Source organism: Paralimibaculum aggregatum (assembly GCF_030270585.1).
Classification (GTDB): Bacteria; Pseudomonadota; Alphaproteobacteria; order Rhodobacterales; family Rhodobacteraceae; genus Thermohalobaculum; species Thermohalobaculum aggregatum.
Window position 1 is genome coordinate 48,541 of sequence record NZ_BSYI01000002.1, and the last position, 22,567, is coordinate 71,107.

The 22,567-nt window shown below is 74.5% G+C and carries 15 protein-coding genes; 12 read left to right on the forward strand and 3 right to left on the reverse strand.

The features are described from left to right. The first annotated feature begins 204 nt into the window (after window positions 1-204). The 8 genes from QSJ97_RS01445 (at window position 205) to asnB (ending at window position 14,799) form a co-directional block, all read left to right on the forward strand. Window positions 205-636, forward strand: a complete 432-nt coding sequence (locus QSJ97_RS01445) for a phasin family protein (RefSeq protein WP_285669706.1) — start codon at window positions 205-207, stop codon at window positions 634-636. A gap of 122 nt (window positions 637-758) precedes the next feature. Further along, a complete protein-coding gene (gene clpS / locus QSJ97_RS01450) occupies window positions 759-1,151 on the forward strand; it encodes an ATP-dependent Clp protease adapter ClpS (RefSeq protein WP_434220876.1) in 393 nt (130 codons plus the stop codon). A 176-nt stretch (window positions 1,152-1,327) separates the two neighbouring features. Continuing rightward, entirely contained in the window at window positions 1,328-3,649 is a 2,322-nt protein-coding gene (gene clpA / locus QSJ97_RS01455) for an ATP-dependent Clp protease ATP-binding subunit ClpA (RefSeq protein WP_285669708.1), read from the forward strand. A gap of 294 nt (window positions 3,650-3,943) precedes the next feature. Further along, the gene (locus tag QSJ97_RS01460; RefSeq protein ID WP_285669709.1) at window positions 3,944-4,930 is read left to right on the forward strand and encodes a M23 family metallopeptidase; all 987 of its coding nucleotides are present in this window, start codon (window positions 3,944-3,946) and stop codon (window positions 4,928-4,930) included. Window positions 4,931-8,885: 3,955 nt separating this feature from the next. Next, window positions 8,886-9,569 (forward strand): Crp/Fnr family transcriptional regulator, encoded by a 684-nt coding sequence (locus tag QSJ97_RS01465; RefSeq protein ID WP_285669710.1) that lies wholly within the window; start codon window positions 8,886-8,888, stop codon window positions 9,567-9,569. A gap of 858 nt (window positions 9,570-10,427) precedes the next feature. Then, a complete protein-coding gene (locus tag QSJ97_RS01470; RefSeq protein WP_285669711.1) occupies window positions 10,428-11,714 on the forward strand; it encodes a nucleotide sugar dehydrogenase in 1,287 nt (428 codons plus the stop codon). A 35-nt stretch (window positions 11,715-11,749) separates the two neighbouring features. Beyond that, window positions 11,750-12,877 (forward strand): glycosyltransferase family 4 protein, encoded by a 1,128-nt coding sequence (locus tag QSJ97_RS01475; protein WP_285669712.1) that lies wholly within the window; start codon window positions 11,750-11,752, stop codon window positions 12,875-12,877. After that, complete coding sequence (gene asnB, locus QSJ97_RS01480; RefSeq protein WP_285669713.1) at window positions 12,877-14,799, forward strand: asparagine synthase (glutamine-hydrolyzing); 1,923 nt, start codon at window positions 12,877-12,879, stop codon at window positions 14,797-14,799. Before QSJ97_RS01475 ends, asnB begins: the two co-directional genes overlap by 1 nt. A gap of 20 nt (window positions 14,800-14,819) precedes the next feature. Here the strand turns inward: asnB and QSJ97_RS01485 are convergent, their stop codons facing one another. Both QSJ97_RS01485 and QSJ97_RS01490 read right to left on the reverse strand, forming a co-directional pair. After that, the gene (locus QSJ97_RS01485) at window positions 14,820-17,399 is read right to left on the reverse strand and encodes a hypothetical protein (RefSeq protein WP_285669714.1); all 2,580 of its coding nucleotides are present in this window, start codon (window positions 17,397-17,399) and stop codon (window positions 14,820-14,822) included. 4 nt (window positions 17,400-17,403) lie between these two features. Further along, window positions 17,404-17,730, reverse strand: coding sequence for a hypothetical protein (locus QSJ97_RS01490; RefSeq protein WP_285669715.1), 327 nt, complete (start codon window positions 17,728-17,730; stop codon window positions 17,404-17,406). A gap of 333 nt (window positions 17,731-18,063) precedes the next feature. On the opposite strand from QSJ97_RS01490, the gene rfbC reads away from it, so the two are divergent. From rfbC to rfbD, 3 genes are read left to right on the forward strand one after another with little or no spacing between them, the layout of a single operon-like run. Further along, a complete protein-coding gene (gene rfbC / locus QSJ97_RS01495) occupies window positions 18,064-18,621 on the forward strand; it encodes a dTDP-4-dehydrorhamnose 3,5-epimerase (RefSeq protein ID WP_285669716.1) in 558 nt (185 codons plus the stop codon). Further along, on the forward strand, window positions 18,618-19,673 hold the full coding sequence (gene rfbB, locus QSJ97_RS01500) for a dTDP-glucose 4,6-dehydratase (protein WP_285669717.1): 1,056 nt from the start codon (window positions 18,618-18,620) through the stop codon (window positions 19,671-19,673). The genes rfbC and rfbB overlap by 4 nt, the downstream gene beginning before the upstream one ends. Continuing rightward, complete coding sequence (gene rfbD, locus QSJ97_RS01505) at window positions 19,670-20,557, forward strand: dTDP-4-dehydrorhamnose reductase (protein WP_285669719.1); 888 nt, start codon at window positions 19,670-19,672, stop codon at window positions 20,555-20,557. Before rfbB ends, rfbD begins: the two co-directional genes overlap by 4 nt. Window positions 20,558-20,854: 297 nt before the next feature. On the opposite strand, the gene gloB is transcribed toward rfbD, so the two are convergent. Continuing rightward, window positions 20,855-21,631, reverse strand: a complete 777-nt coding sequence (gloB, locus tag QSJ97_RS01510; protein WP_285669721.1) for a hydroxyacylglutathione hydrolase — start codon at window positions 21,629-21,631, stop codon at window positions 20,855-20,857. 91 nt (window positions 21,632-21,722) lie between these two features. Here gloB and QSJ97_RS01515 point away from each other — a divergent pair, with 91 nt between their 5' ends. After that, a complete protein-coding gene (locus QSJ97_RS01515; protein WP_285669722.1) occupies window positions 21,723-22,496 on the forward strand; it encodes a class I SAM-dependent methyltransferase in 774 nt (257 codons plus the stop codon). The last annotated feature ends 71 nt before the right edge of the window (window positions 22,497-22,567 follow it).

The following is a 22,567-nucleotide window of genomic DNA, read 5'->3' on the forward strand; positions in this document are numbered from 1 at the left end:
CCGGGCCGGGGGCGAAGCGGGGGCGCGCCGCGGCGCCGGCGGGGCGGACGGGCGGGCGGGCGCGAGGGCCCTTCGGAATTTTTTGTGCAGCGCAGCAAATCTCTCTTGACGCAGTGCAGCACAGGCCCCATCTTCGCTCCTGTGATACACGGGGCGCCGCCGGATGGTCCCGAGCGCCCGAGACCAGAAAGCGAGGATCATATTATGAACACCGAAGCCACCCGCACCGTCGAAGAGTTCACCGCCGAAGCCCAGAAAACCATGGAGACCTCTGTGGAGAAGATGACCCAGTCGGTCGAGGACGTCAGCAACTTCTCGCGCGAGAACGTCGAGGCCGTCGTCGCGTCCTCGAAGCGTGCCGCCAAGGCCGCCGAGGAGATGAACGCCGAGATCGCCGCCTATGCCAAGCGGTCCTACGAGGACGGCCTGGCCGCCGCGAAGGACATGACCGGCGCCAAGTCGATGACCGAGTTCTTCGAGAAGCAGACCACCTTCGCGAAATCGGCCCTCGAGGCCTATGTCGCCGAGGCGACCAAGCTCAACGAGATGATGACCTCCGCCACCAAGGAGATCTTCGAGCCGCTGAACGCGCGCTTCACCGCCGCCAGCGACATGGTCAAGTCCGAGCTCGCCTGAGCCGGACCAAGAACATCGAGGGACAGCGAAAAGGGGGCCCCGGCCCCCTTTTCTCGTCGCACCGCATGGATATATTCAGCCCGGTGAGACAGGATGACGACAGAGCGGACGGCGTGATGGACATGCAGCTAGCACGGCAGCTTCCCGGAACGCTTTTCCGGCCCGGCCCGGCCCCGCGCCTGGCCAGCCCCGAGGACGACGAGCCGAAGGGCCCGGCCGGCCCCGGCACCGACATCGCGGTCAAGACCCGGGCGCAGACCAAGCGGCCCTCGCTCTACAAGGTGCTGCTGCTCAACGACGACTACACGCCGATGGAGTTCGTCGTCTACGTGCTCGAGCGGTTCTTCAACATGAGCACCGACAGCGCCTATCACGTGATGATGACCGTCCACACCAAGGGTGTCGCGGTGGTCGGCGTCTACCCCTACGAGGTCGCCGAGACCAAGGTGACCCAGGTGATGGACTGCGCCCGCTCGAACCAGCACCCGTTGCAGTGCACGATGGAGAAGGAGTGACGGGGGGCTTGATCCCGCGCCGCTTTGGGAATAAGGGCGCGCCCCGCTCACGGCTTCGCAACGCTTGCGCTGCAAACTTCTTCTTGATCGCAAGCCGCTCAGGCCCAAACTATCTGGGAGGGACTGGCCTTTCCGGCCGTGTTCCCCACAGCCCCTAGGCTAGGAAGGAGTCCGCGATGCCGTCGCTTACCGCAAGTCTCGAAGACGCGATCCACCGCGCGATCGGCTTCGCCAACGCGCGCCGTCACGAGCTCGCCACCCTCGAGCACCTGCTGCTGGCCCTCGTCGACGAGCCGGATGCCGCGCGCGTGATGCGGGCCTGCTCGGTCGATCTCGGCGAGCTGCGCACCACCCTGACCCGCTTCGTCGACAACGAGCTCGAGGCGCTGGTCTACGACAACGACAGCTCGGAGGCGGCGCCCTCGACCGGATTCCAGCGCGTGATCCAGCGCGCCGCGATCCATGTCCAGAGCTCAGGCCGCTCGGAGGTGACAGGGGCCAACGTGCTCGTCGCGATCTTCAACGAGCGCGAGAGCCATGCCGCCTATTTCCTGCAAGAGCAGAACATGACCCGCTACGACGCGGTCAACTACATCTCGCACGGCATCGCCAAGGACCCCGCCTATGGCGAGAGCCGGGTGGTGCGCGGCGCCGACGAGCCGGAAGCCGAGGCCGAGACCGACACCGAGCCCAAGGCCGACGAGACCGCGCTCGGCAAGTTCTGCGTCGATCTCAACGCCAAGGCGACGCAGGGCCGGATCGACCCGCTGATCGGCCGCGAGGCCGAGGTCGAGCGCTGCATCCAGGTGCTCTGCCGCCGGCGCAAGAACAACCCGCTGCTGGTCGGCGATCCCGGCGTCGGCAAGACCGCGATCGCCGAGGGGCTGGCCAAGAAGGTGGTCGAGGGCAAGGTGCCGGAGGTGCTCTCCAGCACCACGATCTATTCGCTCGACATGGGCGCGCTGCTCGCCGGCACCCGCTATCGCGGCGATTTCGAGGAGCGGCTGAAGAACGTCATCAAGGAGCTCGAGGATCACCCGGACGCGATCCTGTTCATCGACGAGATCCACACCGTGATCGGCGCCGGCGCCACCACCGGCGGCGCGATGGATGCCTCGAACCTGCTCAAGCCGGCGCTGCAGCAGGGCACCCTGCGCTGCATGGGCAGCACCACCTACAACGAGTTCCGCCAGCATTTCGAGAAGGACCGCGCGCTCAGCCGGCGGTTCCAGAAGATCGACGTGACCGAGCCCTCGAAGGACGACGCCACCGAGATCCTGCGCGGCCTGCAGCCGTTCTTCGAGAAGCACCACTCGGTGGTCTACACCCCCGAGGCGATCAAGCAGGCGGTCGAGCTCTCGGCGCGCTACATCAACGACCGCAAGCTGCCCGACAAGGCGATCGACGTGATCGACGAGGCCGGCGCGGCGCAGCATCTCAAGCCCAAGGCCGAGCGCTCGGAGACCATCGGCGAGACCCAGATCGAGGAGGTGGTCGCCAAGATCGCCCGGATCCCGCCGAAGCAGGTCAGCAAGGACGATGCCGAGGTGCTGCGCGATCTCCAGTCCAACCTGAAGCGCGTGGTGTTCGGCCAGGACGACGCCATCGAGGCGCTGGCCTCGGCGATCAAGCTCGCCCGCGCCGGGCTGCGCGAGCCGGAGAAGCCGATCGGCAACTACCTGTTCGCCGGCCCCACCGGCGTCGGCAAGACCGAGGTGGCCCGCCAGCTCGCCTCGATCCTCGGGGTCGAGCTGCTGCGCTTCGACATGTCGGAATACATGGAGAAGCACTCGGTCAGCCGGCTGATCGGCGCGCCGCCGGGCTATGTCGGCTTCGACCAGGGCGGGCTGCTGACCGATGGCGTCGACCAGCACCCGCATTGCGTGCTGCTGCTCGACGAGATCGAGAAGGCGCATCCGGACGTGTTCAACATCCTGCTGCAGGTGATGGACCACGGCAAGCTGACCGACCACAACGGCAAGTCGGTGAGTTTCCGCAACGTGATCCTGATCATGACCTCGAATGCCGGGGCCACCGATCTCGCCCGCGCCGCCATCGGCTTCGGCCGCGACAGCCGCGAGGGCGACGACGAGGAGGCGATCGAGCGCACCTTCAGCCCGGAGTTCCGCAACCGGCTCGACGCGGTGATCTCCTTCGGCGCGCTGCCGCGCAACGTGATCCTGCAGGTGGTCGACAAGTTCGTGCTGCAGCTCGAGGCCCAGCTGATGGAGCGCAACGTCTCCATCGAGCTGAGCAAGCCGGCCGCCGAATGGCTCGCCGAGCGGGGCTACGACAACCGCATGGGCGCCCGCCCGCTGGGCCGCGTGATCCAGGAGAACATCAAGAAGCCGCTGGCCGAGGAGCTGCTGTTCGGCAAGCTCGCCGCCGGCGGCCTCGTCAAGGTGGTGGTGCGCGACGGCAAGCTGGCGCTCGAGCTGCTGCCGCCGGACCCGCCGAAGCTCGAGGGCGGCAAGCCGCCGCTGCTCACCGCCGAGTGACCGCGGGCGCCCCGGCCGGCCCGGGGCGCCCGTCTCCGCTCCTCCCGTCCCCGCCTCGCCGCACGCGGCGCCGGCGGGCGCGCATCCCGGGCCCCACCCGCCCGGGCAGCGCGGCGCCAGGCACCGCCGTCCCGCGGCCCCCCAGCCCGGGATGCGCGCCCGCCCCCTCCTCCCCTCCAGCGGAGCCGCCAGATGCACCCTCCGATCCCTCGTGCAACGCCGCCGCGCCGGCGCGGGCCCCGAGCGGTGGGGGAGCGTGAGCCCTGCCACCGGGCGCGGCGCCGGCCGGGGTGGGTGGGGCTCGGGGCCCGCGCCGGCGCGGCGCTCGCCCTGCTCGCCGCGCTCGCCCCGGAGGCGCTGGCCGGGCCGCCCGGCCTCGCCTTCCCCGCCGCCTGCAGCCTCGGCACCGACTGCCACATCCAGCAGCTCACCGACCGCGACCCCGGCCCCGGCGCCGCCGATCACCGCTGCGGCCAGCTCGTCTATGACGGGCACAAGGGCACCGATATCCGCCTCGTCGACCGTGCCGCGATGCTGCGCGGCGTCGATGTGCTGGCCGCCGCGCCCGGCGTGGTGCGCGGCCTGCGCGACGGGATGCCGGACCGCCGGCTCGGCGACCCGGAGGCCCCGGCGCTCGCCGGGCGGGACTGCGGCAACGGCGTCGCGATCCGCCATGACGGCGGCTGGGAGACCCAGTACTGCCACCTCGCCGAGGGCAGCATCGCCGTGCGCAGGAGCGACCGGGTGACCGCCGGCCAGCGGCTCGGGCGCATCGGCCTCTCCGGCGCCACCGAGTTCCCGCACCTGCATTTCGCGCTGCGCGATCCGGAGGGCCGCCCGGTCGACCCCTTCGACGGGCAGACCGCCGACACCCCCTGCGGCAGCGGCGGCGCCGCGCTCTGGGCCGAGCCCCTGCCCCATCCCCCCGGCGGGCTGCTCGGGCACGGCTTCCTCGACCGGATGCCGGACTATGCCGAGGTGCGCGCCGGCACCGTCGCCCGCGACGCGCTGCCCGCCGATGCGCCGGCGCTGGTGTTCTGGGTCTCGGCCTTCGGGCTGCTCGCCGGCGACCGGCTCGCGCTCACGCTCTACGGCCCGGACGGCGCGGTGCTGGCCGAGGCCGAGGACCCGCTGCCGCGGAACCGCGCCCAGCTCTTCCGCGGGGTCGGGCGCAAGGCGCGCGGCGCCTGGCCGGAGGGCCGCTACGAGGGCCTCGCGGTGATCCGCCGCGACGGCACCGAGATCGCCCGCCGCCGCGCGGTGCTGGCGGTGGTGCGCTGAGCCGCACGCCGCCGCGGGCGCCGGGGCCCATCCCGGGCGGCCGCGCCGCCGGAACCGCCGCACCGGCCCTGCGGCGCCGGACAGGACGCGCCCCGCGCCGCAGTCGTCGCCGCGCCCGCCGCCGCGCCCGCCGTGCCGCCACGCCCCCACCCGGATCAGCCGCGCCCTGCCCCGGCGCCCCGCCACAACACGCTGCCCGGGCGGGCGACGCACGCACCCCGCCGGACCCCGCCACCAGGGACCGCGAAGCCGCGCACGGTCGAGGCACGCCGTCCGGGCCGGAGGACGATGCAGACGCGCCGCCAGCGCAGGTCACCGGAAAGCAAGGCAGGCCGTGCCGCCGGACCGGTTTGGCCGGGAGCCTGACGCGGGCCCCCGCGGGCAACCTGCCAGAGGCCCGATGCAGCCGCGCCACCGAAGCACACTGCCGGAGAACGAAGCGAGCCTGCCACCGGACCGGTTCGGCAGGGAGCATGGCGCAAGCACCCCGCAGGACATGCTGTCGGAGGCGCGATGCAGCAGCACCACCGGAGCCCTCTGCCGGCGGGCGGTGCTGGCGTTCGGCAGGGAGCATGGCGCAAGCACCCCGCAGGACATGCTGCCGGAGGCACGATGCAGACGCACTACCGGAGCACACTGCCGGCGGACGGTGCAGGCGTGCCGCCAGACCAGTTTGACAGGGAGCGTGGCGCAAGCCCCCCGCAGGGCATGCTGCCGGAGGCGCGATGCAGCAGCGCCACCGGAGCCCTCTGCCGGCGGGCGGTGCTGGCGTGCCACCGGACCGGTTCGGCAGGGAACGTGGCGCGAGCCCCCCGCAGGGCAACCTGCCAGAGGCGCGACGCAGCCGCACCACCGGAGCCCACTGCCGGCGGACGGTGCTGGCGTGCCGCCGGACCGGTTCGGCCGGGCGCATGGCGCAAGCGCCCCGCAGGGCATGCTGCCGGAGGCGCGATGCAGCCGCGCCACCGGAACCCCTATCAAGGACCGTGATGCACGCGCACCGTCGGACACGCCGTCCGGGACAGGCTTGCCCGCAGCGCAGGGACACGCCGCCGGCGGGGCAACAGCACCGCGCGCCGTGAGGCACCCTGCCGGGACAAGGTTCCAGCCGCGCGCCACTCCGGCACGTTGCGGGGGCTGCACTGCAGCCGCGCACCGCCGAAACGCACCGCGGCGCAGCATTGCGGCCGCACGCCGCCGTGGCACGGTCTCGCGAGGAGCGATCCGCGCACACCGCCAGCACACATTGTAGGCGGGCGATGCAGGCGTGCAGCCGGAGGGCATCGTCAAGCGGCGAGGCACGCGCGCGCCGTGGGGCACGCTGTCCGGAAGGACGCACAACCGCGCCGGAGTGGCGCGCCGCCGGCGGCAACAGCGCTGAGCGACAAGGCCCCCCTGTCGCGGGAGAGATGCCGCCGCGCACCGGCAATACGCACCGCGGGGCGATCTCGTGGCCACTGGCACCGGAATGCATCGCAGGGCGGTCTTGCGGCCGCGCGATGTCGGCGTACGGTTTCGGGGGAGATCTATCCGCGTACACCGCCGGCGCACGGCACCAATGGGCGATGCAGGCGCGCGGCCGGAGGGCATCGTCAGGGGGCGAGGCACGCGCCCCATGGGGCACGCCGTCCGGAGGGGTGCTTGCCCGCCGCGCGGAGAGATGCCGTTGGCGGCAACAGCGCCGCACGCCATGAGGCGTCCTGACGGAGCATGGCTGCTGCCGCGTGCCGCGGGCGCGCACCGCTGGGCAGCATTGAGGCAGCGTACCGCCCGGACGCACTGTGGGGCGATATTGTGGACAACGCACCGGAGCGCATCGCGGGGCGGTGTTGCGACCGCGCGCTGCACGGCCACGGGTCCGAGGGGAGCGAACCGCTCGCACCGCTGGCGCAGGTCACCGGAGGGCGATGCAGGCGTGCGGCCGGAGGGCAACGTCAGGGGGCGAGGCACGCGCCCCATGGGGCACGCCGTCCGGAGGGGTGCTTGCCCGCCGCGCGGAGAGATGTCGCCGGCGGCGACAGCGCCGTACGCCATGAGGCATCCTGTCGGAGCATGGCTGCTGCCGCGTGCCGCGGGGGCGCATCGCTGGGCAGCATTGAGGCGACGTACCGCCCGGATGCACTGTGGGGCGATATTGTGGACACACGCACCGGAGCGCATCGCGGGGCGGTGTTGCGACCGCGCGCCGCACGGCCACGGGTCCGAGGGGTGCGATCCGCTCGCACCGCTGGCGCACATCGCCAATGGGCGATGCAGGCGCGCGGCCGGAGGCCATCGCCAGGCGGCAAGGCGCGCGCACCATGGACACGCTGTCCGTAACCCCGTGAGGACAAAACCCGCGCCGTGGTGGCACGCCACTGGCGGCAACGGCGCCGCATGCCGTGGGGCTCCCTGCCGGGACCAAGCTGCCGCCGTGTGGCGCAGGGGTGCACCACCGGGCGGCATTGTGGCCGCGCACCGCCGGGAGGCACCGAGGGGCGGTGTCGTGGCCATGCGCACCGGGCGCAGCGCGAGGCGGTGTTTCGGCCGCGCGCTGTCGGGGCGCGGCTTCGGCGAGAGCGACTAACGCGCACCGCCGGCGCACATCGCAGCCGGGCGATGCTGGTGCGCTGCAGGAAGGAGGTGCAGGCACGCCGGCGGAGAACACCGCCGGGCGGAGTGATCTGCGCCTCCGCTGCCGCGGCATGCAGGGGCGCGGAGGGAAGCTGGCGCGCACGGCCCGGCACCTCCCGGGGCGGCGGTTCGGCCGGACGTTTCGGGGCGCGCCGAGGCGGGTGAGGCTCGCAGGCCGGCGGCACTTCGGGGCGCGCCGGGGCGGCTGAGGCGACCGGACCGCCGGCGCTAACAGGCGCACCGGGGCGGGCGCCGCGGGCAGGCCGGCGGCGCTACCAGACCCTCGGAGGAGGGTGAGGCGACGGGGCCGGCTGCGCTGCGTCGCGCCGGGGCGGATGAGGCACCCGGGCCGGTTGCGCTACGTGGCGCGTCGAGGCAGGCGAGGCGGTCAGGCCGGTTGCGCTGCAGGGCGCTGGGGCGGGTGAGGCAGCAGGGCCGGCCGCGCGACAAGGCGTGCCGAAGCGGGTGAGGCGGGCATGAAGACCGCGCCACGGCGCGCGTCGAGGCAGGCGAGGTCGTCGGGCCGGTAGCGCTGCAACGCGGGTCGCGGCGGGGGCGGCGGGCAGGCCTGCGGCACTGCGGGGCGCGCCAGGGCGGGTGCGGCGGGCAGGCCGCTGCGCTGTGGGCGCGCGCCGGGGCGGGTGAGGCGTCCAGGCCGCGGTGCCACGGGGCGCGCCGAGGCTGGCGAGGTGGTCAGGCCGGCGGCGCTATGAGGCGCGCTGAGGCGGGCGCGGCGGGCAGGCCGGCGGCGCTTCCGGGCGGGTCAGGGCTGGCGCGGCTGGCAGGCTGCTGCGCTGTGGGGTGCGTCGAGGCGGGTGAGGCGGCCGGGCGGCGCTGCGGAGCGCGCAGGCGAGGGTTGGCCGGTTGCGCCGCGAGGGCGCGCCGGGGCGGCCAGGCCGAGCTGCGGCGCGAGGAGGCGCCGGGGGCGAGGCCGACTGCGGCGCCGGCGGCGAGGCCGAACTGCGCCGCCAGTGGTGAGGCCGGTAGCGGCGTCGGGGGCCTGGCCGAGCTGTGGCACCGGGGGTGAGGCCGGTAGCGGCGTCGGGGGCCGGGCCGAGCTGCGGCACCCGGGGCCGGGCCGAGCTGCGGCGCCGGGGGCCTCGCCCCGCGCCAACGCCGTTGCGCGGACGGCCCGAAAGGGAAACCGTCCGCCTACGCAACGCCAACACCACTCCACTCAACAACACCGGCCCGGTCCGGGGACCGGAGACCGCCGTGACCGGGCGCGAATTCGTGCCCACCGCCACCTGTGCCTTGAGAGCTACGGAAATTCGGTTAAGAAAAGGTGAAGACCCGGCGTGTGGCGCGCCTGTGAACACCATCCCTTGGGGGGACGGGGCCAATGGACAACGGCATCTGGGAGACCCTGCCCCCGGGCAGCATGCTGCGTGCCTGCGGGCCCGACGGCTTTGCCGCGCTGACCGCGCACTGGAGCGAGCTGTCGGTCGCGGCCGGCACCTCGATCGTCAGCATCGAGGACCACGACAACGACGTCTATTTCATCCTCGCCGGCCGGGTGCGCGCGACCACCTATGCCAGCAGCGGGCGCGAGGTGGCGTTCTCGGAGCTGCGGCCGGGCGACAGCTTCGGCGAGCTCGCGGCGATCGACGGCGGCCCGCGCTCGACCAATGTCGTCGCGCTGACCGCGGTGCGGCTGGGTCGGCTCCCGGCGACGCAGTTCAACGCGCTGATCGACGGCGACCGGGCGGTGATGCGCGCCGTGCTGCAGCTGCTGGCGGGCCGGGTGCGTGGGCTCTCGGCGCGGATGGTCGATGTCACCACGATGAACGCGCGCAAGCGGCTGATCGCCTTTATGCTGCAGCTCTCGGAGCCCGACGGGGCGGACCGCGCGGTGATCCCGGCGCTGCCGACGCAGCAGGCGCTGGCGGATGCCATCCTCGGCCAGCGCGAGGCGGTGGGGCGCGAGATGAGCCGGCTGCGCAAGAAGGGCTGGATCCTGCGCGAGGGCCGGCGGCTGCGCATCCTCAGCGTCTCCCGGCTGCGCGCCGAGCTGGCCGCGGACTGACCGGGCCGCCGGCCGCAGCGCGGGGGCGCGGCACCGGGGCGGCAGCGCCGGGGGCAGAAACACCGGGGCCGCAGCACGGGGCTACTGCACGGGGCCGCAGCACCAGGACCGCAGCGCGGGGGCCGTGGCAAACGGGGGCCGCAGCGCGGAGGTCGCACCACAGGGGCCGCACCACACGGGCCGCAGCACACGGGCCGCAGCACCAGGACTGCAGCGCGGGGGCCGTGGCAAACGGGGGCCGCAGCGCGGAGGTCGCGGCACTCGGGCCGCAGCACACAGGCGGCAGAGCGGGTGGCCGCGGCACCGGAGCCGCAGCACTCGGGCCGCGACCGCGGGGCCCGCGACCCGGCCGCAGGGCGTCCCGCAACGGGACGGCCGGCACGGCGGCCGCAGCACACGGGCCGCAGCACCAGGACTGCAGCGCGAGGGCCGTGGCAAACGGGGGCCGCAGCGCGGAGGTCGCGGCACTCGGGCCGCAGCACACAGGCGGCAGAGCGGGTGGCCGCGGCACCGGGGCCGCAGCATTTGGGCCGCGACCGCGGGGCCCGCGACCCGGCCGCAGGGCGTCCCGCAACGGGACGGCCGGCACGGCGGCCGCAGCACGGGGGCCGCAGCACCGGGGCCGCGACCGAGGGGCCTGCGACCCGGCCGCAGGGAGTCCCTCAACGGGACGACCGCACGGCGGCCGCGGCACACGGGCCGCATCACCGGGGCCGCAGCGCTCGGGCCGATCCCCGCGGGGCCCGCGGCCCGGCCGCGGGGTGTCCCGCGGCGGGACGGCCGGCACGGGGGCGCGGCTTGACACCGGCCATGCGGCGCCGCAAACCGCGCCGAGGGGATCCGTGGGAGCACAGAGCGATGGCAGGAACGCAGGAGCGCGTCGCGGTGGTCGGTCTTGGCTATGTCGGCCTGCCGGTGGCGCTGGCCTTCGCCCGGGCCGCCGGCGGCGCGGTCGGCTTCGATGTCAGCGCGCGCCGCATCGCCGAGCTGCGCGCCGGCCACGACGCCACCGGCGAGATCGACCCCGAGACCCTGGCCGGGAGCGCGCTGACGCTCTCGGACGACCCGGAGGCGCTGGCCGGGGCGAGCCTCGTGATCGTCACCGTGCCGACCCCGATCGACGCCGCCAAGCGCCCGGATTTCGGGCCGCTGCGCGCCGCCTGCGCCGCCATCGGGCCGCGGCTGGCGAAGGGCGCGGCGGTGGTCTTCGAATCCACCGTCTATCCCGGCGCCACCGAGGAGATCTGCGGGCCGGCGCTGGAGGCCGCCTCGGGCATGACCGCGGGGCGCGACTTCCACCTCGGCTACAGCCCGGAGCGGATCAACCCGGGCGATGCGGCGCACCGGCTCGAGAGCATCGTCAAGGTGGTGGCGGGCGACACGCCGGAGACCCGCGCCCGGGTCGCCGCGGCCTATCGCGCGATCGTGCCGGCCGGGGTCTTCGAGGCCGCCTCGATCGCCACCGCCGAGGCCGCCAAGGTGATCGAGAACACCCAGCGCGACATCAACATCGCGCTGATGAACGAGCTCTCGCTGATCTTCGAGCGGCTCGGGCTCGACACCGCCGAGGTGCTGGCGGCGGCGCGCACCAAGTGGAACTTCCTGCCGTTCACGCCGGGGCTGGTCGGCGGGCACTGCATCGGCGTCGATCCCTACTACCTCACCGCCCGGGCCGAGGCGGTGGGCCACCACCCCGAGGTGATCCTGGCCGGGCGGCGGATCAACGACGCCATGGGCCGGGTCGTGGCGCGCAAGACCGTGAAGCTGATGGTGGCGGCGGGGATCGGGCTGACCGGCGCGCGGGTCGGGCTGCTCGGCCTGACCTTCAAGGAGAACGTGCCGGACCTGCGCAACTCGCGCTGCCCGGACATCCTCGACGAACTGGCCAGCTTCGGCATCGCGGCGGCGGCGGCGGATGCGGCGGCGCCGGCGGCGATGCTGCGCGAGGAGGCCGGCATCGAGCCGGCGCCGGAGAGCGCCTTCGCCGGGCTCGACGCGCTGATCCTCGCGGTGCCGCATGCCGCCTATCTGGCCGAGCCGGAGCGGATCGTCGCGATGGTGCGCCCGGGCGGCGTGCTGGTCGATGTGAAGCGGGCGCTGCCGGCGGCGGCGCTGCGCCCCGATCTGACGGTCTGGGGCCTGTGAGGGGGCCGGCGCCAGGCGCCCGCCGGCTGGCCCTCGTGGTCAACGACCCGGCGTTCTTCCTGTCGCACCGGCTGGAGATCGCCCGCGCCGCCCGCGATGCCGGCTGGGAGGTCTGGCTGGTGACGCCGCCGGAGCCGGCCGCGGCGGTGGCGCGGATCCGCGCCGAGGGCTTCGCCCATGCCGCCGTCGAGATGGGCCGCGGGCGCATCCAGCCGCGGCGCGACATCGCGGTGATCGGCCGGCTGGCCCGGCTGTTCCGCGAGATCAGGCCGGATCTGGTGCACCTCGTCACCATCAAGCCGGTGCTCTATGGCGGCGTCGCGGCGCGGCTGGCGCGGGTGCCGGCGGTGGCGGCGGCGATCTCCGGGCTCGGCTATCTCTTCATCAGCAAGGGGGCGCGGGCGCGGGCGATCCGGGCGGCGCTGGTGCCGCTCTACCGGCTGGCGCTCAACCGGCCCTGCGCCGCCGCGATCTTCCAGAACGCCGACGACCGCGCGGTGATCGAGGGGCTCGGCGTGCGCCCGGGCGGCGGCGTCGAGATGATCCGCGGCTCGGGCACCATGCTGGCCGCCTTCCGCCCCGAGGCGGCGCCGGAGACGCCGCCGCTGGTGGTGGTGCCGGCGCGGCTGCTGCGCGACAAGGGCGCGCGCGAATTCGTCGAGGCGGCGCGGCTGCTGCGCCGGCGCGGCGTCGCCGCCCGCTTCGCCTGGATCGGCGCGCCCGACCCGGCCAACCCGGCCTGCGTCGATGCCGCCACCCGCGCCGGCTGGGAGGCCGAGGGCGCGGCGGAGTTCTGGGGCCAGCGCGGCGACGTGCCGGAGATCCTCGCGCGCGCCAGCCTCGTGGTGCTGCCGTCCTATCGCGAGGGCATGCCGAAGGCGCTGATCGAGGCCGCCGCGGCCGGCCGCGCGGTGGTCACCACCGACGTGCCGGGCTGCCGCGACGCCATCGAGCCGGGGGTCACCGGGCTGCTGGTGCCGCCGCGCGACGGCGCCGCGCTGGCCGAGGCGATCGCCGCGCTGCTGGCCGATCCGGCGCGCCGCGCCGCGATGGGCCGGGCCGGGCGGGCGCTGGCCGAGCGGGCCTTCGCGGTGGAGGATGTCGCGGCCCGCCATCTCGCGCTCTGGGAGCGGCTGCTGGCGGCGCGCGGGGCGGTGTCCTGATGTGCGGCATCGCCGGCAGCCTCGGCCCGGGCATCGCCGCCGAGGCGCTCGGCCGGCGCCTTGCCGCGATGTCCGCCGCCATCGCCCATCGCGGGCCGGATGCCGACGGGCACTGGGCCGACCCGGAGGCCGGCATCGGCCTCGCCCATACCCGCCTCGCGATCCAGGATCTCTCGGCGGCCGGCGCGCAGCCCATGGTCTCGGCCTGCGGGCGCTGGGTGATCTCCTACAACGGCGAGGTGTTCTCCGGCGCGGCGCTGCGCGCCGCCCTGCCCGGCCATGCCTGGCGAGGCCATTCCGACACCGAGGCGCTGCTCGAGAGCATCGCGGCGCGCGGGCTCGAGGCGACGCTGGCCGGGGCGGTCGGCCAGTTCGCCTTCGCGCTCTGGGACCGGCGCGCGCGCGAGCTGACCCTGGTGCGCGACCGGCTCGGCATCAAGCCGCTGTACTGGACGGCGCGCGCCGGCGGGCTGCTGTTCGCCTCCGAGCTCGGCGCGCTGATGGCGGCGATGCCGCGCCCGGAGATCGACCCCGAGGCGCTGGCCGCCTATCTCAGGCTCGGCTACGTGCCGGCGCCGCGCTCGATCTATGCCGGGGTGCAGAAGCTGGCGCCCGGCCAGGTGCTGCGCATCCGCGCCGGCGGCCCGCCGCGCATCACGCCGTTCTACGACCTCGCCGCCGAGCTCGAGGGCATCGGCGCCGGCGAGCGCATCGCCGACCCGGCCGAGGCCGAGGCGGAGATCGAGGCGCGGCTCTCGGAGGCGGTGCGGATCCGGCTGATCTCGGACGTGCCGCTCGGCGCCTTCCTCTCCGGCGGGATCGATTCGACGCTGATCACCGCGCTGATGCAGGAGGCGAGCCCGCGCCCGGTGCGCAGCTTCTCGATCGGCAACCCGCGCGCCGAGTATGACGAGGCCCGCCATGCCCGCGCCGTGGCCGCCCGTCTCGGCACCGAGCACACCGAGCTCGAGGTCGGCGAGGCCGAGGCGCTGGCGGTGGTGCCGGGGCTGATGGCGGTCTATGGCGAGCCGTTCGGCGACAGCTCGGGGCTGCCGACGCTGCTGCTCTCGAAGCTGGCGCGGGCGCATGTCACGGTGGCGCTCTCGGGCGATGGCGGCGACGAGCTCTTCGCCGGCTACAACCGCTATCGCTGGTTCGCGCGGCTGGCGCATATCGGCCCGGTGCCCGGCTGGCTGCGGCGCGCGGCGGGCGGCGCGCTGACCCGGCTGCCGCCGGCGCTGGTCGACCGGGCCGGCCGCGCCGCCGGGCTCGCCGGGGCCGGGCGGCGGGTGCACAAGCTGGCGGCGATGCTGGGGGCGAGCACCCCCGAGGCGGCGCTGGAGGCGGCGGTGACGCAGTGGCGCGAGCTCGCCCCGGCGCCCGAGCTGATGGCGCGGCCGGCGCCGGCCGGGCTCGACCCGGTGGGCCGGATGCAGGCGATGGACCTCGCCGCCTATCTGCCGGACGACATCCTGACCAAGGTCGACCGCGCCTCGATGGCGCATGCCCTCGAGGTCCGCGTGCCGTTCCTCGATCACCGGGTGGTGCGGGCGGCCTTCCGCCTCGCCCCCGAGCTCAAGCTGCGCGGCGGGCGGACCAAGTGGATCCTGCGGCAGATGCTGGAGAAACGGGTGCCGCGGGCGCTGGTCGAGCGCCCGAAGCAGGGCTTCGCGATTCCCGTGGAGCGCTGGCTCGGCGGCCAGCTCCGGCCCTGGGCCGAGGCGCTGCTGGCGGAGACCGACTGGGAGGGCCGCTTCGGCCTCGCCCCCGGCCCGATCCGCGCCGCCTGGGAGGCGCATCTGGCCGGCCGGGCCGATCATGGCGACCGGCTCTGGACGGTGCTGATGCTCGCCGCATGGGCCGAGGGACCGGGCGCCGGCAGCGCCGTGGCGGCGGCGCCGCTGGCGGACACGGCGGGCTGACCCCGCCGCGCCGCCGCCGCTCACGCCTCGGCGAGGCCGCCGACCAGCAGGTAGCTGTCGGGCGCGACGCAGATCAGCGAGGCGATGGCGTGCTGGCCGCGGAGCGCGAGGGCGAACTCGCTGTCGACCGTGACCCCGGCCCCCGCCGCCACCGAGACCGCGCCGCTGCCCGCCTGCAGCAGGCTCACCTGCTCGCCGACCGCCAGCGTGCCGGCTTCCACCGTCAGCACCTGCGGGCCGGCGCCGGTGAAGCGCAGCAGCCCGAAGGCCTCCGCCGCGGCGAGCGTCGCATCGGCGGATTTCTCGGTGACCGGCACCGCGCGGAGATCGCGCCATGCCGCGCCGTCGGAGACCGCCGGGATGCCGCGCTCGGCCTGCTGCACCAGGGTGCCGGCATGGCCCGCCGCGCCCGCCGCGGCCCGCGCCGCGGCATCCAGCGCGGGCAGCGTCACCGCGCCGTCGAGGCTCGGCACCTGCCAGAGCGCGCGGTAGCTGCCGGCGACCCCGTCGGCATCGTGATCGGCCAGCCAGAGCCAGCCGGCGGGCTGCCCCCCGGCAGGCTGGCTCTGCAGCACCAGATCGCCGCGGGCATGGTCCTGATCGGCCATCGCGTCGTCGTGGAACACGAACTGGCGCCCGTTGTTCTCGTCGCCGTGGAAGGCGCCGCGGCGGAAGAAGGTGTGCCCGCCGCCGACCGGCGCGCCGCGGCCGAACTGCGCCGTGCTCTCGTTCAGCGTGAAGCCCTGCGAGAGCGCCGCGTCGAACAGCACCTGCCAGCTCACGATGCCGCCGGCGATCGCCGGGTTGTAGCGCAGCAGCAGCCCCTCCGGCGTCGCGTCGGACTGGATGTTGAGCACCTCCTCGGGCTTGTCGCGGATGCGCAGCTCGACGCCGTCGCCCTTGCGGAAGCGCAGGTGCGAATCGGCCTCGATGGCGTTGCCGACCATCGCGAAGCCCTTGTCATGGGTGCCGCGCAGCAGCGGCCCGCCCTGCGAGCCGCCGAGCGCCATCACCCCCTGGTCGATGGTGCCGGGCGCCTGGTTGGCCTCGAGATAGAGCCCGACGATCACCGACTGGTTGACCCCGCCGTCGCAGAGCATGCCGCCGCCATGGACATAGGTGCCGGCCGGCTGGCCCGGCTGCCATTCCGGCGCGCTGCTGGGCGCGAGCGGGATGCCGGCATGGCAGGGCGCCCAGACCGCCGCATCGGTGCCGGGCTCGGTGGCGACGAGATCGGCCTCGCTGGCGCGCACCGAGGCGGCGTAGTTGCTGCCGGCGAAGGTGACCAGCGAGGTCGCGCCGTCCTGCCCCGCCTCGAGGGTGCCGTTGGACTGGCCGTGCACCCCGAGATAGTGGTTGCCGAGCAGCGAGCGGTCCTCGATGCCCCAGCGGCCGTTGCCGGTCATGTCGAAGCCGAAGCCGTGCCCGGCATTGGCGTCGCGCCCCTCGACATAGAAGCCCGAGCCGGCATTGCGCGCGGTCGAGAGGTTGTAGACCATCCAGGTGTTGGCGTTGGAGGTCTCGTTCGCCGCATCGGCCTCGATGTGGACGCCGTGGCCGGAGAACTCGCTGACCCGGATGTCGCGCAGCAGGCAGCGGCTGTGGATGCGGATGCCGGGCCTGGCGATGTCGAAGCCCGCCCCGGCAGCGGCGCCGCAGAAATGGATGCCCTCGATCGCCGCGCCGCGGGCCGCGAGGGTGGCCGGATCGTCCGGCTCCTCGAAGGCCGAGGAGGTGTCGACGGTGCGCGCGTCATGCACGATCAGCCCGGCGACATCCGGGAAATGCAGGCGCACCGGCCAGCCCTCGACGATGCCCATGGCAGCCTGCCCGGCGAGCCGGATCGAGGCGCGCAGCTCCAGCGTCGCGCCGATCAGGTAGCGCCCGGCCGGGATCTCCACCGTCAGGCCGAGCCCGTTCTCGCCCTCGGCGAAGAGGCTGGCATAGTCGATCGCCGCGGCGAAGGCGGGATGGGCATCGACCAGCGGCGCGCTGCCGTCGAGGGTGCGGGCCGCGCCGAACTGCAGCACGTTGACCCGGCCGGCCTCGGCGACCAGCGCCCACCAGGCGCCGTCGGCCGACTGCACCTTCCCGCCATGCGCGGGCTCGGAGGCGGCGCGGACATAGAGCCCGCCGCCGCCATCGCCGGGCGCCGAATAGCCGCTGGTGCGCACCGAGGCGACGCCGGCCTCGATGCCGGTGGCGGAGAGCTGGGCGCGGGTGATCTCGGTCGCCGTGCCGGTGCCGCCGCCGGCCGCGGCCAGCGCCTGCTTGTCGGCGGCCGACATCAGCCCGGCCTCCGAGGTGGTGGCGAGCGGCAGCGCCACCCCGGTGCCGGCGAGGATGCCGACCGTGCGCGAGGGCGCGTCGTAGCTCATCAGCCGCTCGGCGGCGGCCTGGCGCCAGTCCGCCCCGCCGAGGGTGGCGTCGAGCGCGGCCTGGATGTCCGGCCCGGTCAGCAGCGCGCCGCCATCGCTGCCCTCGGTGAGCACCTGCCCCGGATCCTCCGAGAGGCCCGAGGCGGTGATCTCCTGCACCGTGGTGTTGATCGTGACGTCGCCGCCGCCGGCGCGCCCGCCATAGCTGTAGAGATAGGACATGGGCTCACGCCTCCTCGATCAGCGAGAGCGTCGCGCCCGGCGCGATGCCGATGGCGGCGATGCCCGGCAGGGTGGCGATCAGCGGCTTGGCCTCGGGGTCGGCGGCGGAGCCGTTCTGGCCCGGCTTCAGCACGCGGTAGCGCAGGTTGACCCCGCTCTCGATCACCGCGACATGGGCGTCCTCGGGGGCCGCGCCGCTGGCCACGGCGGCCGCGGTGGAGACGCTGAGCGTCTCGAAGCCGAGCTCCGGCTCGGCGATCAGGGGGGTCGGATGGCTGCGGACATCGAGGGTCGAGCCGTCATGCCACCACAGTTTCACGGTTCCGGGCATCGGATGCCTCCATGGGGGGTTGGTCCCCGGACGGGCCCGGGGAGCGGTTTCGCGGGACTCTTTGCGGATCTGCGCCGGGCAGGGGGACGCCGGAGCTGCGGGCGGCGGCGCCGGCGCCGGCCGGTGCTGCCCCTGCGCGCCTCGCGGGCACGCGGCACGGCAGGGCGAAACCTGCTCGGGCTCCAATTGGTGCCAAAACAATCTTAAGTTTCGGTAAATCCTTCCGGGAAAACGCGGGTTTCGCCCCGCGTTCCGATGTGGCACTACTGGCCTCGCCCGGGGCATCCGCACCGGCTTCCCGCCCCGGATTGGGACCAGCGACAGCGGAACGCGATGTTCGAGCCGACCGATATCCCCGACCTGACGATCTTCCGCCCGAAGCGCCACGGCGATGCCCGCGGCTTCTTCTCGGAGGTGTGGAGCCGCGCCGCCTTCGAGGCCGCCGGGCTCGCCTTCGACTGGGTGCAGGACAACCATTCCCGCTCCGCCGAGGCCGGCACGCTGCGCGGGCTGCACTACCAGGCGCCGCCGATGGCGCAGGCCAAGCTGGTGCGCTGCACCGCCGGGCGGATCTGGGACGTGGCGGTGGATGTCCGCCCCGGCTCGCCCACCCATGGCCGGCATTTCGGCATCGAGCTCTCGGCCGAGAACTGGGCGCAGCTGCTGGTGCCGCGGGGCTTCCTGCACGGTTTCGTGACCCTGACGCCGGACGCCGAGGTGCAGTACAAGGTCGATGCCCCCTACAGCCCCGAGCATGACGGCGCGGTGGCCTGGGACGACCCGGCGCTCGCCATCCCCTGGCCGCTGGACGGCGCCCCGGTGCTCTCGGCCAAGGACGCCGCCGCGCCGAAGCTCGCCGACTGGTCCAACCCCTTCGGAGACATGCCGTGAAGATCCTCGTCACCGGCGGCGCCGGCTTCATCGGCTCGGCGGTGATCCGCCAGCTGATTCGCGAGACCGAGCACGAGGTCGTCAACCTCGACAAGCTGACCTATGCCGCCACCCCGGAGGCGCTCGAGGAGGCCGCCGGGAGCCCGCGCTACACCCTCGTCGAGGGCGATGTCTGCGACCGCGCGCTGCTGGCGCGGCTCTTCGAGGAGCACGCGCCGGAGCGGGTGATGCACCTCGCCGCGGAAAGCCATGTCGACCGCTCGATCGACGGGCCGGCGGATTTCATGGCGACCAACATCATGGGCACCTTCGCCCTGCTCGAGGCGGCGCGGGCCTGGTGGCAGGGCCGCCCCGGCGAGCACCGCTTCCACCACATCTCGACCGACGAGGTGTTCGGCTCGCTTGGCGCCGCCGACCCGGCCTTCCGCGAGACCACCCCCTATGCGCCGAACTCGCCCTATTCGGCCTCCAAGGCGGCCTCGGACCATCTCGTGCGCGCCTGGGGCGAGACCTATGGCCTGCCGGTGGTGACCTCGAACTGCTCGAACAACTACGGCCCCTGGCAGTTCCCGGAGAAGCTCATTCCGGTGATGCTGATCGCCGGGGTCGAGGGCCGCCCGCTGCCGGTCTACGGCACCGGCGAGAACATGCGCGACTGGCTCTTCGTCGAGGACCATGCCCGGGCGCTGCGGCTGGTGCTGGAGAAGGGCGCCGTCGGGCGCAGCTACTGCGTCGGCGGCAATGCCGAGCGCAGCAACATCGCGGTGGTGCGGGCGATCTGCGCCCATCTCGACCAGCGCCGGCCGGAGCACGCGCCGCACGAGCGGCTGATCTCCTTCGTCACCGACCGGCCTGGCCACGACGCGCGCTATGCCATCGACGCGACGCGGATCCGCGCCGAGCTCGGCTGGGAGCCGCAGGAGAGCTTCGAGACCGGGCTCGCGCGCACCCTCGACTGGTATCTCGCCGAGCGCGACTGGTGGCAGGGCATCCGCAACCGGCGCTATGGCGGCGAGCGGCTCGGGCTGTCCGGGGCGGAGCGCAAGGCGTGACCCGCATCCTGGTGATCGGCGAGACCGGCCAGCTCGCCCGCGCGCTGGCCGAGGCGCCGCCGGTGCCGGGGCGGGAGCTCGCCTTCCTCGGCCGCGGCGCGCTGGATCTGGCGGATATCGAGGCGATCGGACCGGCGGTCTCCGCCGTCCGCCCGGATGCGGTGATCAATGCGGCGGCCTATACCGCCGTCGACCGGGCCGAGGAGGAGACCGCGCTCGCCGAGCGGATCAACGGCGCCGCGGTCGGCCGGCTGGCCGAGGTCTGTGCCGCGGCGGGGGCGCCGCTGGTGCATGTCTCGACGGACTACGTCTTCGACGGCAGCCTCGACCGTCCCTGGCGCGAGGACGACCCGGTCGCCCCGGTCAATGCCTATGGCGCGAGCAAGCTCGCCGGCGAGCGCGCGGCGCTGGCCGCGGGCGCCCGGGTGGCCGTGCTGCGCACCGCCTGGGTCTATGCCCCCTGGGGCGCGAATTTCCTGGCCACCATGCTGCGGCTGGCGGAGCGGGAGCGGCTGACCGTCGTCGACGACCAGCATGGCTGCCCGACCTCGGCGCTCGATCTCGCGGCGGCCTGCCTCGCGGCGGCGGCAGCGCTGCTGGCGGAGGACGACGCCACGGCAGCCGGGATCTGGCATTACTCAGGGGCCGGCGAGACCAGCTGGGCCGGCTTCGCCGAGGCGATCTTCGCCGGCGCGCTGGCCCGCGGCATGATCGGGCGCGCGCCGGAGGTGGTGCGGATACCGACCGCGGACTACCCGACCCCGGCGCGGCGCCCGGCCAATTCCCGGCTCGACTGTTCGCGCTTCGCCGCGCGCTTCGGCCTGGCGCCGCGGCCCTGGCAGGAGGCGCTGGCCGAGGTGCTGGACCGCCGCGCCAGGGCCTGAGCGCACCGCGTCCCCCACCGCGCGGGGGCATCCTCCTCGGGGCCGCGGCTGACGCCGCCCCCCCTCGAAGGAGCGCGCCCGCCACCGCCCCCACCGCCGCCATGCGGCTGCGCCGCAGGCGCCCGGTGGGCGCGCCGGGGCCCTACCCGGGGGGATGGCTTGCGGGCTGGCTTCAGGGCTGGCCGGGCCGTCCCGCAGGCTGGGGGGCTTCGGAACGGTCGCGGCCGGGCGCGACGATGCCGGGCGGGTGGGGCCTGCGGGGCGGCCCGGCCAGCCCCAGCGCGCGGGGGTCGGGCTTCAGAAACTGTCCTTGCGCCGGCGGATCTCGCCGAAGACCGCCGCGTCGTCGGCGCCGTCGAGCCCGAGCGCGGCCTTCACGCCGGGCTCCACGGCGCGCAGGAAGGGGTTGGTCGCGCGCTCCTCGGCGAGCGTTGCCGGCACGATCGGCGCGCCCTCCCCGTCGGCCACCGCGATGCGCTCGATCCGCGCCAGCAGCTCGGCGTTCTCCGGCTCGATCGAGAGCGCGAAGCGCCCGTTGGCCTTGCCGTAGTTGTGCCCCGAATAGATCCGCGTCTCCGCCGGCAGCGCGTTGAGCTTGCAGAGGCTCTCCCACATCATCGCATGGGTGCCCTCGAAGACCCGGCCGCAGCCGAGCGCCATCAGGCTGTCGGCGGTGAAGGCGGCCGGGCCGGCGCCGGTCTCGTCCACCACGAAGGCGATATGCCCCACGGTGTGGCCGGAGACGTCGAGCACCCGCGCGGCCGTCTCGCCGAGGCTCACCGTGTCGCCCTCGCCCACCGCCGTGTCGAGCCGCGGCAGCCGCGCCGCATCGGCGCCGTGGCCCACCACCGCCGCGCCGAAGCGCGTCCGCAGTGGCTCCACCGCCTCGACGTGGTCGCCGTGGTGATGGGTGATCCAGATCGCGTCGAGCTCCCAGCCGCGGGCCTCCAGCGCCTCCATGATCGGGCGCTCCTCCGGCGCATCCACCAGCGCGACCTTGCCGCTGGCGCCGTCGCGCAGGAGATAGGCGTAGTTGTCGGAGCGGCAGGGCACGGTGACGATTTCGAGCGGCATGGATCGGATCTCCTCTGGCGGCGGTGCCTCGCGCCCGGCTTGATCGGGGGCCGGGCGCGTGCGAGGCTGGCGCAAAGCCGGGCGGGACGCAATGCATCTCGACGTCGTCGATCTCAGGAAGTTCTACTACAGCACCGGGCTCGGCCGGCTGGCGCGTCGGGTGCTGCGCGACCGGCTGCGCAGGATGTGGCCCGACGTGAAGGGCATGACGGTGGTCGGCTTCGGCTTTTCCGCGCCCTTCCTGCGCCCCTTCATGGAGGAGGCCGAGCGCACGCTCTGCCTGATGCCGGCGCAACAGGGGGTGTTTCCCTGGCCGCCGGAGGGGCCCAATCTCGCCGCGCTGGTCGAGGAGACGCTCTGGCCGCTGGCCAAGGGCTCGGCCGACCGGGTGCTGGTGGCGCACGGGCTCGAGACCTGCGCCCGGCCCAACGCGCTGCTCGAGGAGATCGCGCGGGTGCTGGCGCCGGGGGGGCGGGCGATCTTCATCACCCCCAACCGCGCCGGGCTCTGGGCGCGGCGCGACGGCACGCCGTTCGGCTATGGCCGGCCCTATTCCGCGGCGCAGCTCGAGAAGGCACTGGCGGCGCACGACTTTTCCGTGGAGGAGGCCGAGGGCGCGCTCTACCTGCCGCCCTCGCACAAGCGCTTCTGGCTGCGCGTCGGCCCGGTGCTGGAGCGCACCGGCCAGGGGCTCGACTGGCAGCGCCTCGCCGGGGTGACGCTGGTGGAGGCGGCGAAGCTGGTCTACATCACGCCGCAATCGGGCCTGCGCGAGGCCGCCCGGGCGCCGCTCCGGGTGCTCGAGGGGCTGCGCCCGGCGCCGGCGCCCAAGCCCGCCACCGGGCGGAGCATCCGCGGCAACTGACCGGGGCGCCGGCCCGGCGGCCCCCGCCGCAGCCCGCACCCCGCAGTCCGCACCCCGCAGTCCGCACCCTC

Excerpts from the sequence above, each read along its gene's own strand:
- QSJ97_RS01445 (WP_285669706.1), top strand. The coding sequence starts at position 205 with ATGAACACCGAAGCCACCCGCACCGTCGAAGAGTTCACCGCCGAAGCC.
- clpS (WP_434220876.1), top strand. The coding sequence starts at position 759 with ATGCAGCTAGCACGGCAGCTTCCCGGAACGCTTTTCCGGCCCGGCCCG.
- clpA (WP_285669708.1), top strand. The coding sequence starts at position 1,328 with ATGCCGTCGCTTACCGCAAGTCTCGAAGACGCGATCCACCGCGCGATC.
- QSJ97_RS01465 (WP_285669710.1), top strand. The coding sequence starts at position 8,886 with ATGGACAACGGCATCTGGGAGACCCTGCCCCCGGGCAGCATGCTGCGT.
- QSJ97_RS01470 (WP_285669711.1), top strand. The coding sequence starts at position 10,428 with ATGGCAGGAACGCAGGAGCGCGTCGCGGTGGTCGGTCTTGGCTATGTC.
- asnB (WP_285669713.1), top strand. The coding sequence starts at position 12,877 with ATGTGCGGCATCGCCGGCAGCCTCGGCCCGGGCATCGCCGCCGAGGCG.
- QSJ97_RS01485 (WP_285669714.1), bottom strand. The coding sequence starts at position 17,399 with ATGTCCTATCTCTACAGCTATGGCGGGCGCGCCGGCGGCGGCGACGTC.
- QSJ97_RS01490 (WP_285669715.1), bottom strand. The coding sequence starts at position 17,730 with ATGCCCGGAACCGTGAAACTGTGGTGGCATGACGGCTCGACCCTCGAT.
- rfbC (WP_285669716.1), top strand. The coding sequence starts at position 18,064 with ATGTTCGAGCCGACCGATATCCCCGACCTGACGATCTTCCGCCCGAAG.
- gloB (WP_285669721.1), bottom strand. The coding sequence starts at position 21,631 with ATGCCGCTCGAAATCGTCACCGTGCCCTGCCGCTCCGACAACTACGCC.
- QSJ97_RS01515 (WP_285669722.1), top strand. The coding sequence starts at position 21,723 with ATGCATCTCGACGTCGTCGATCTCAGGAAGTTCTACTACAGCACCGGG.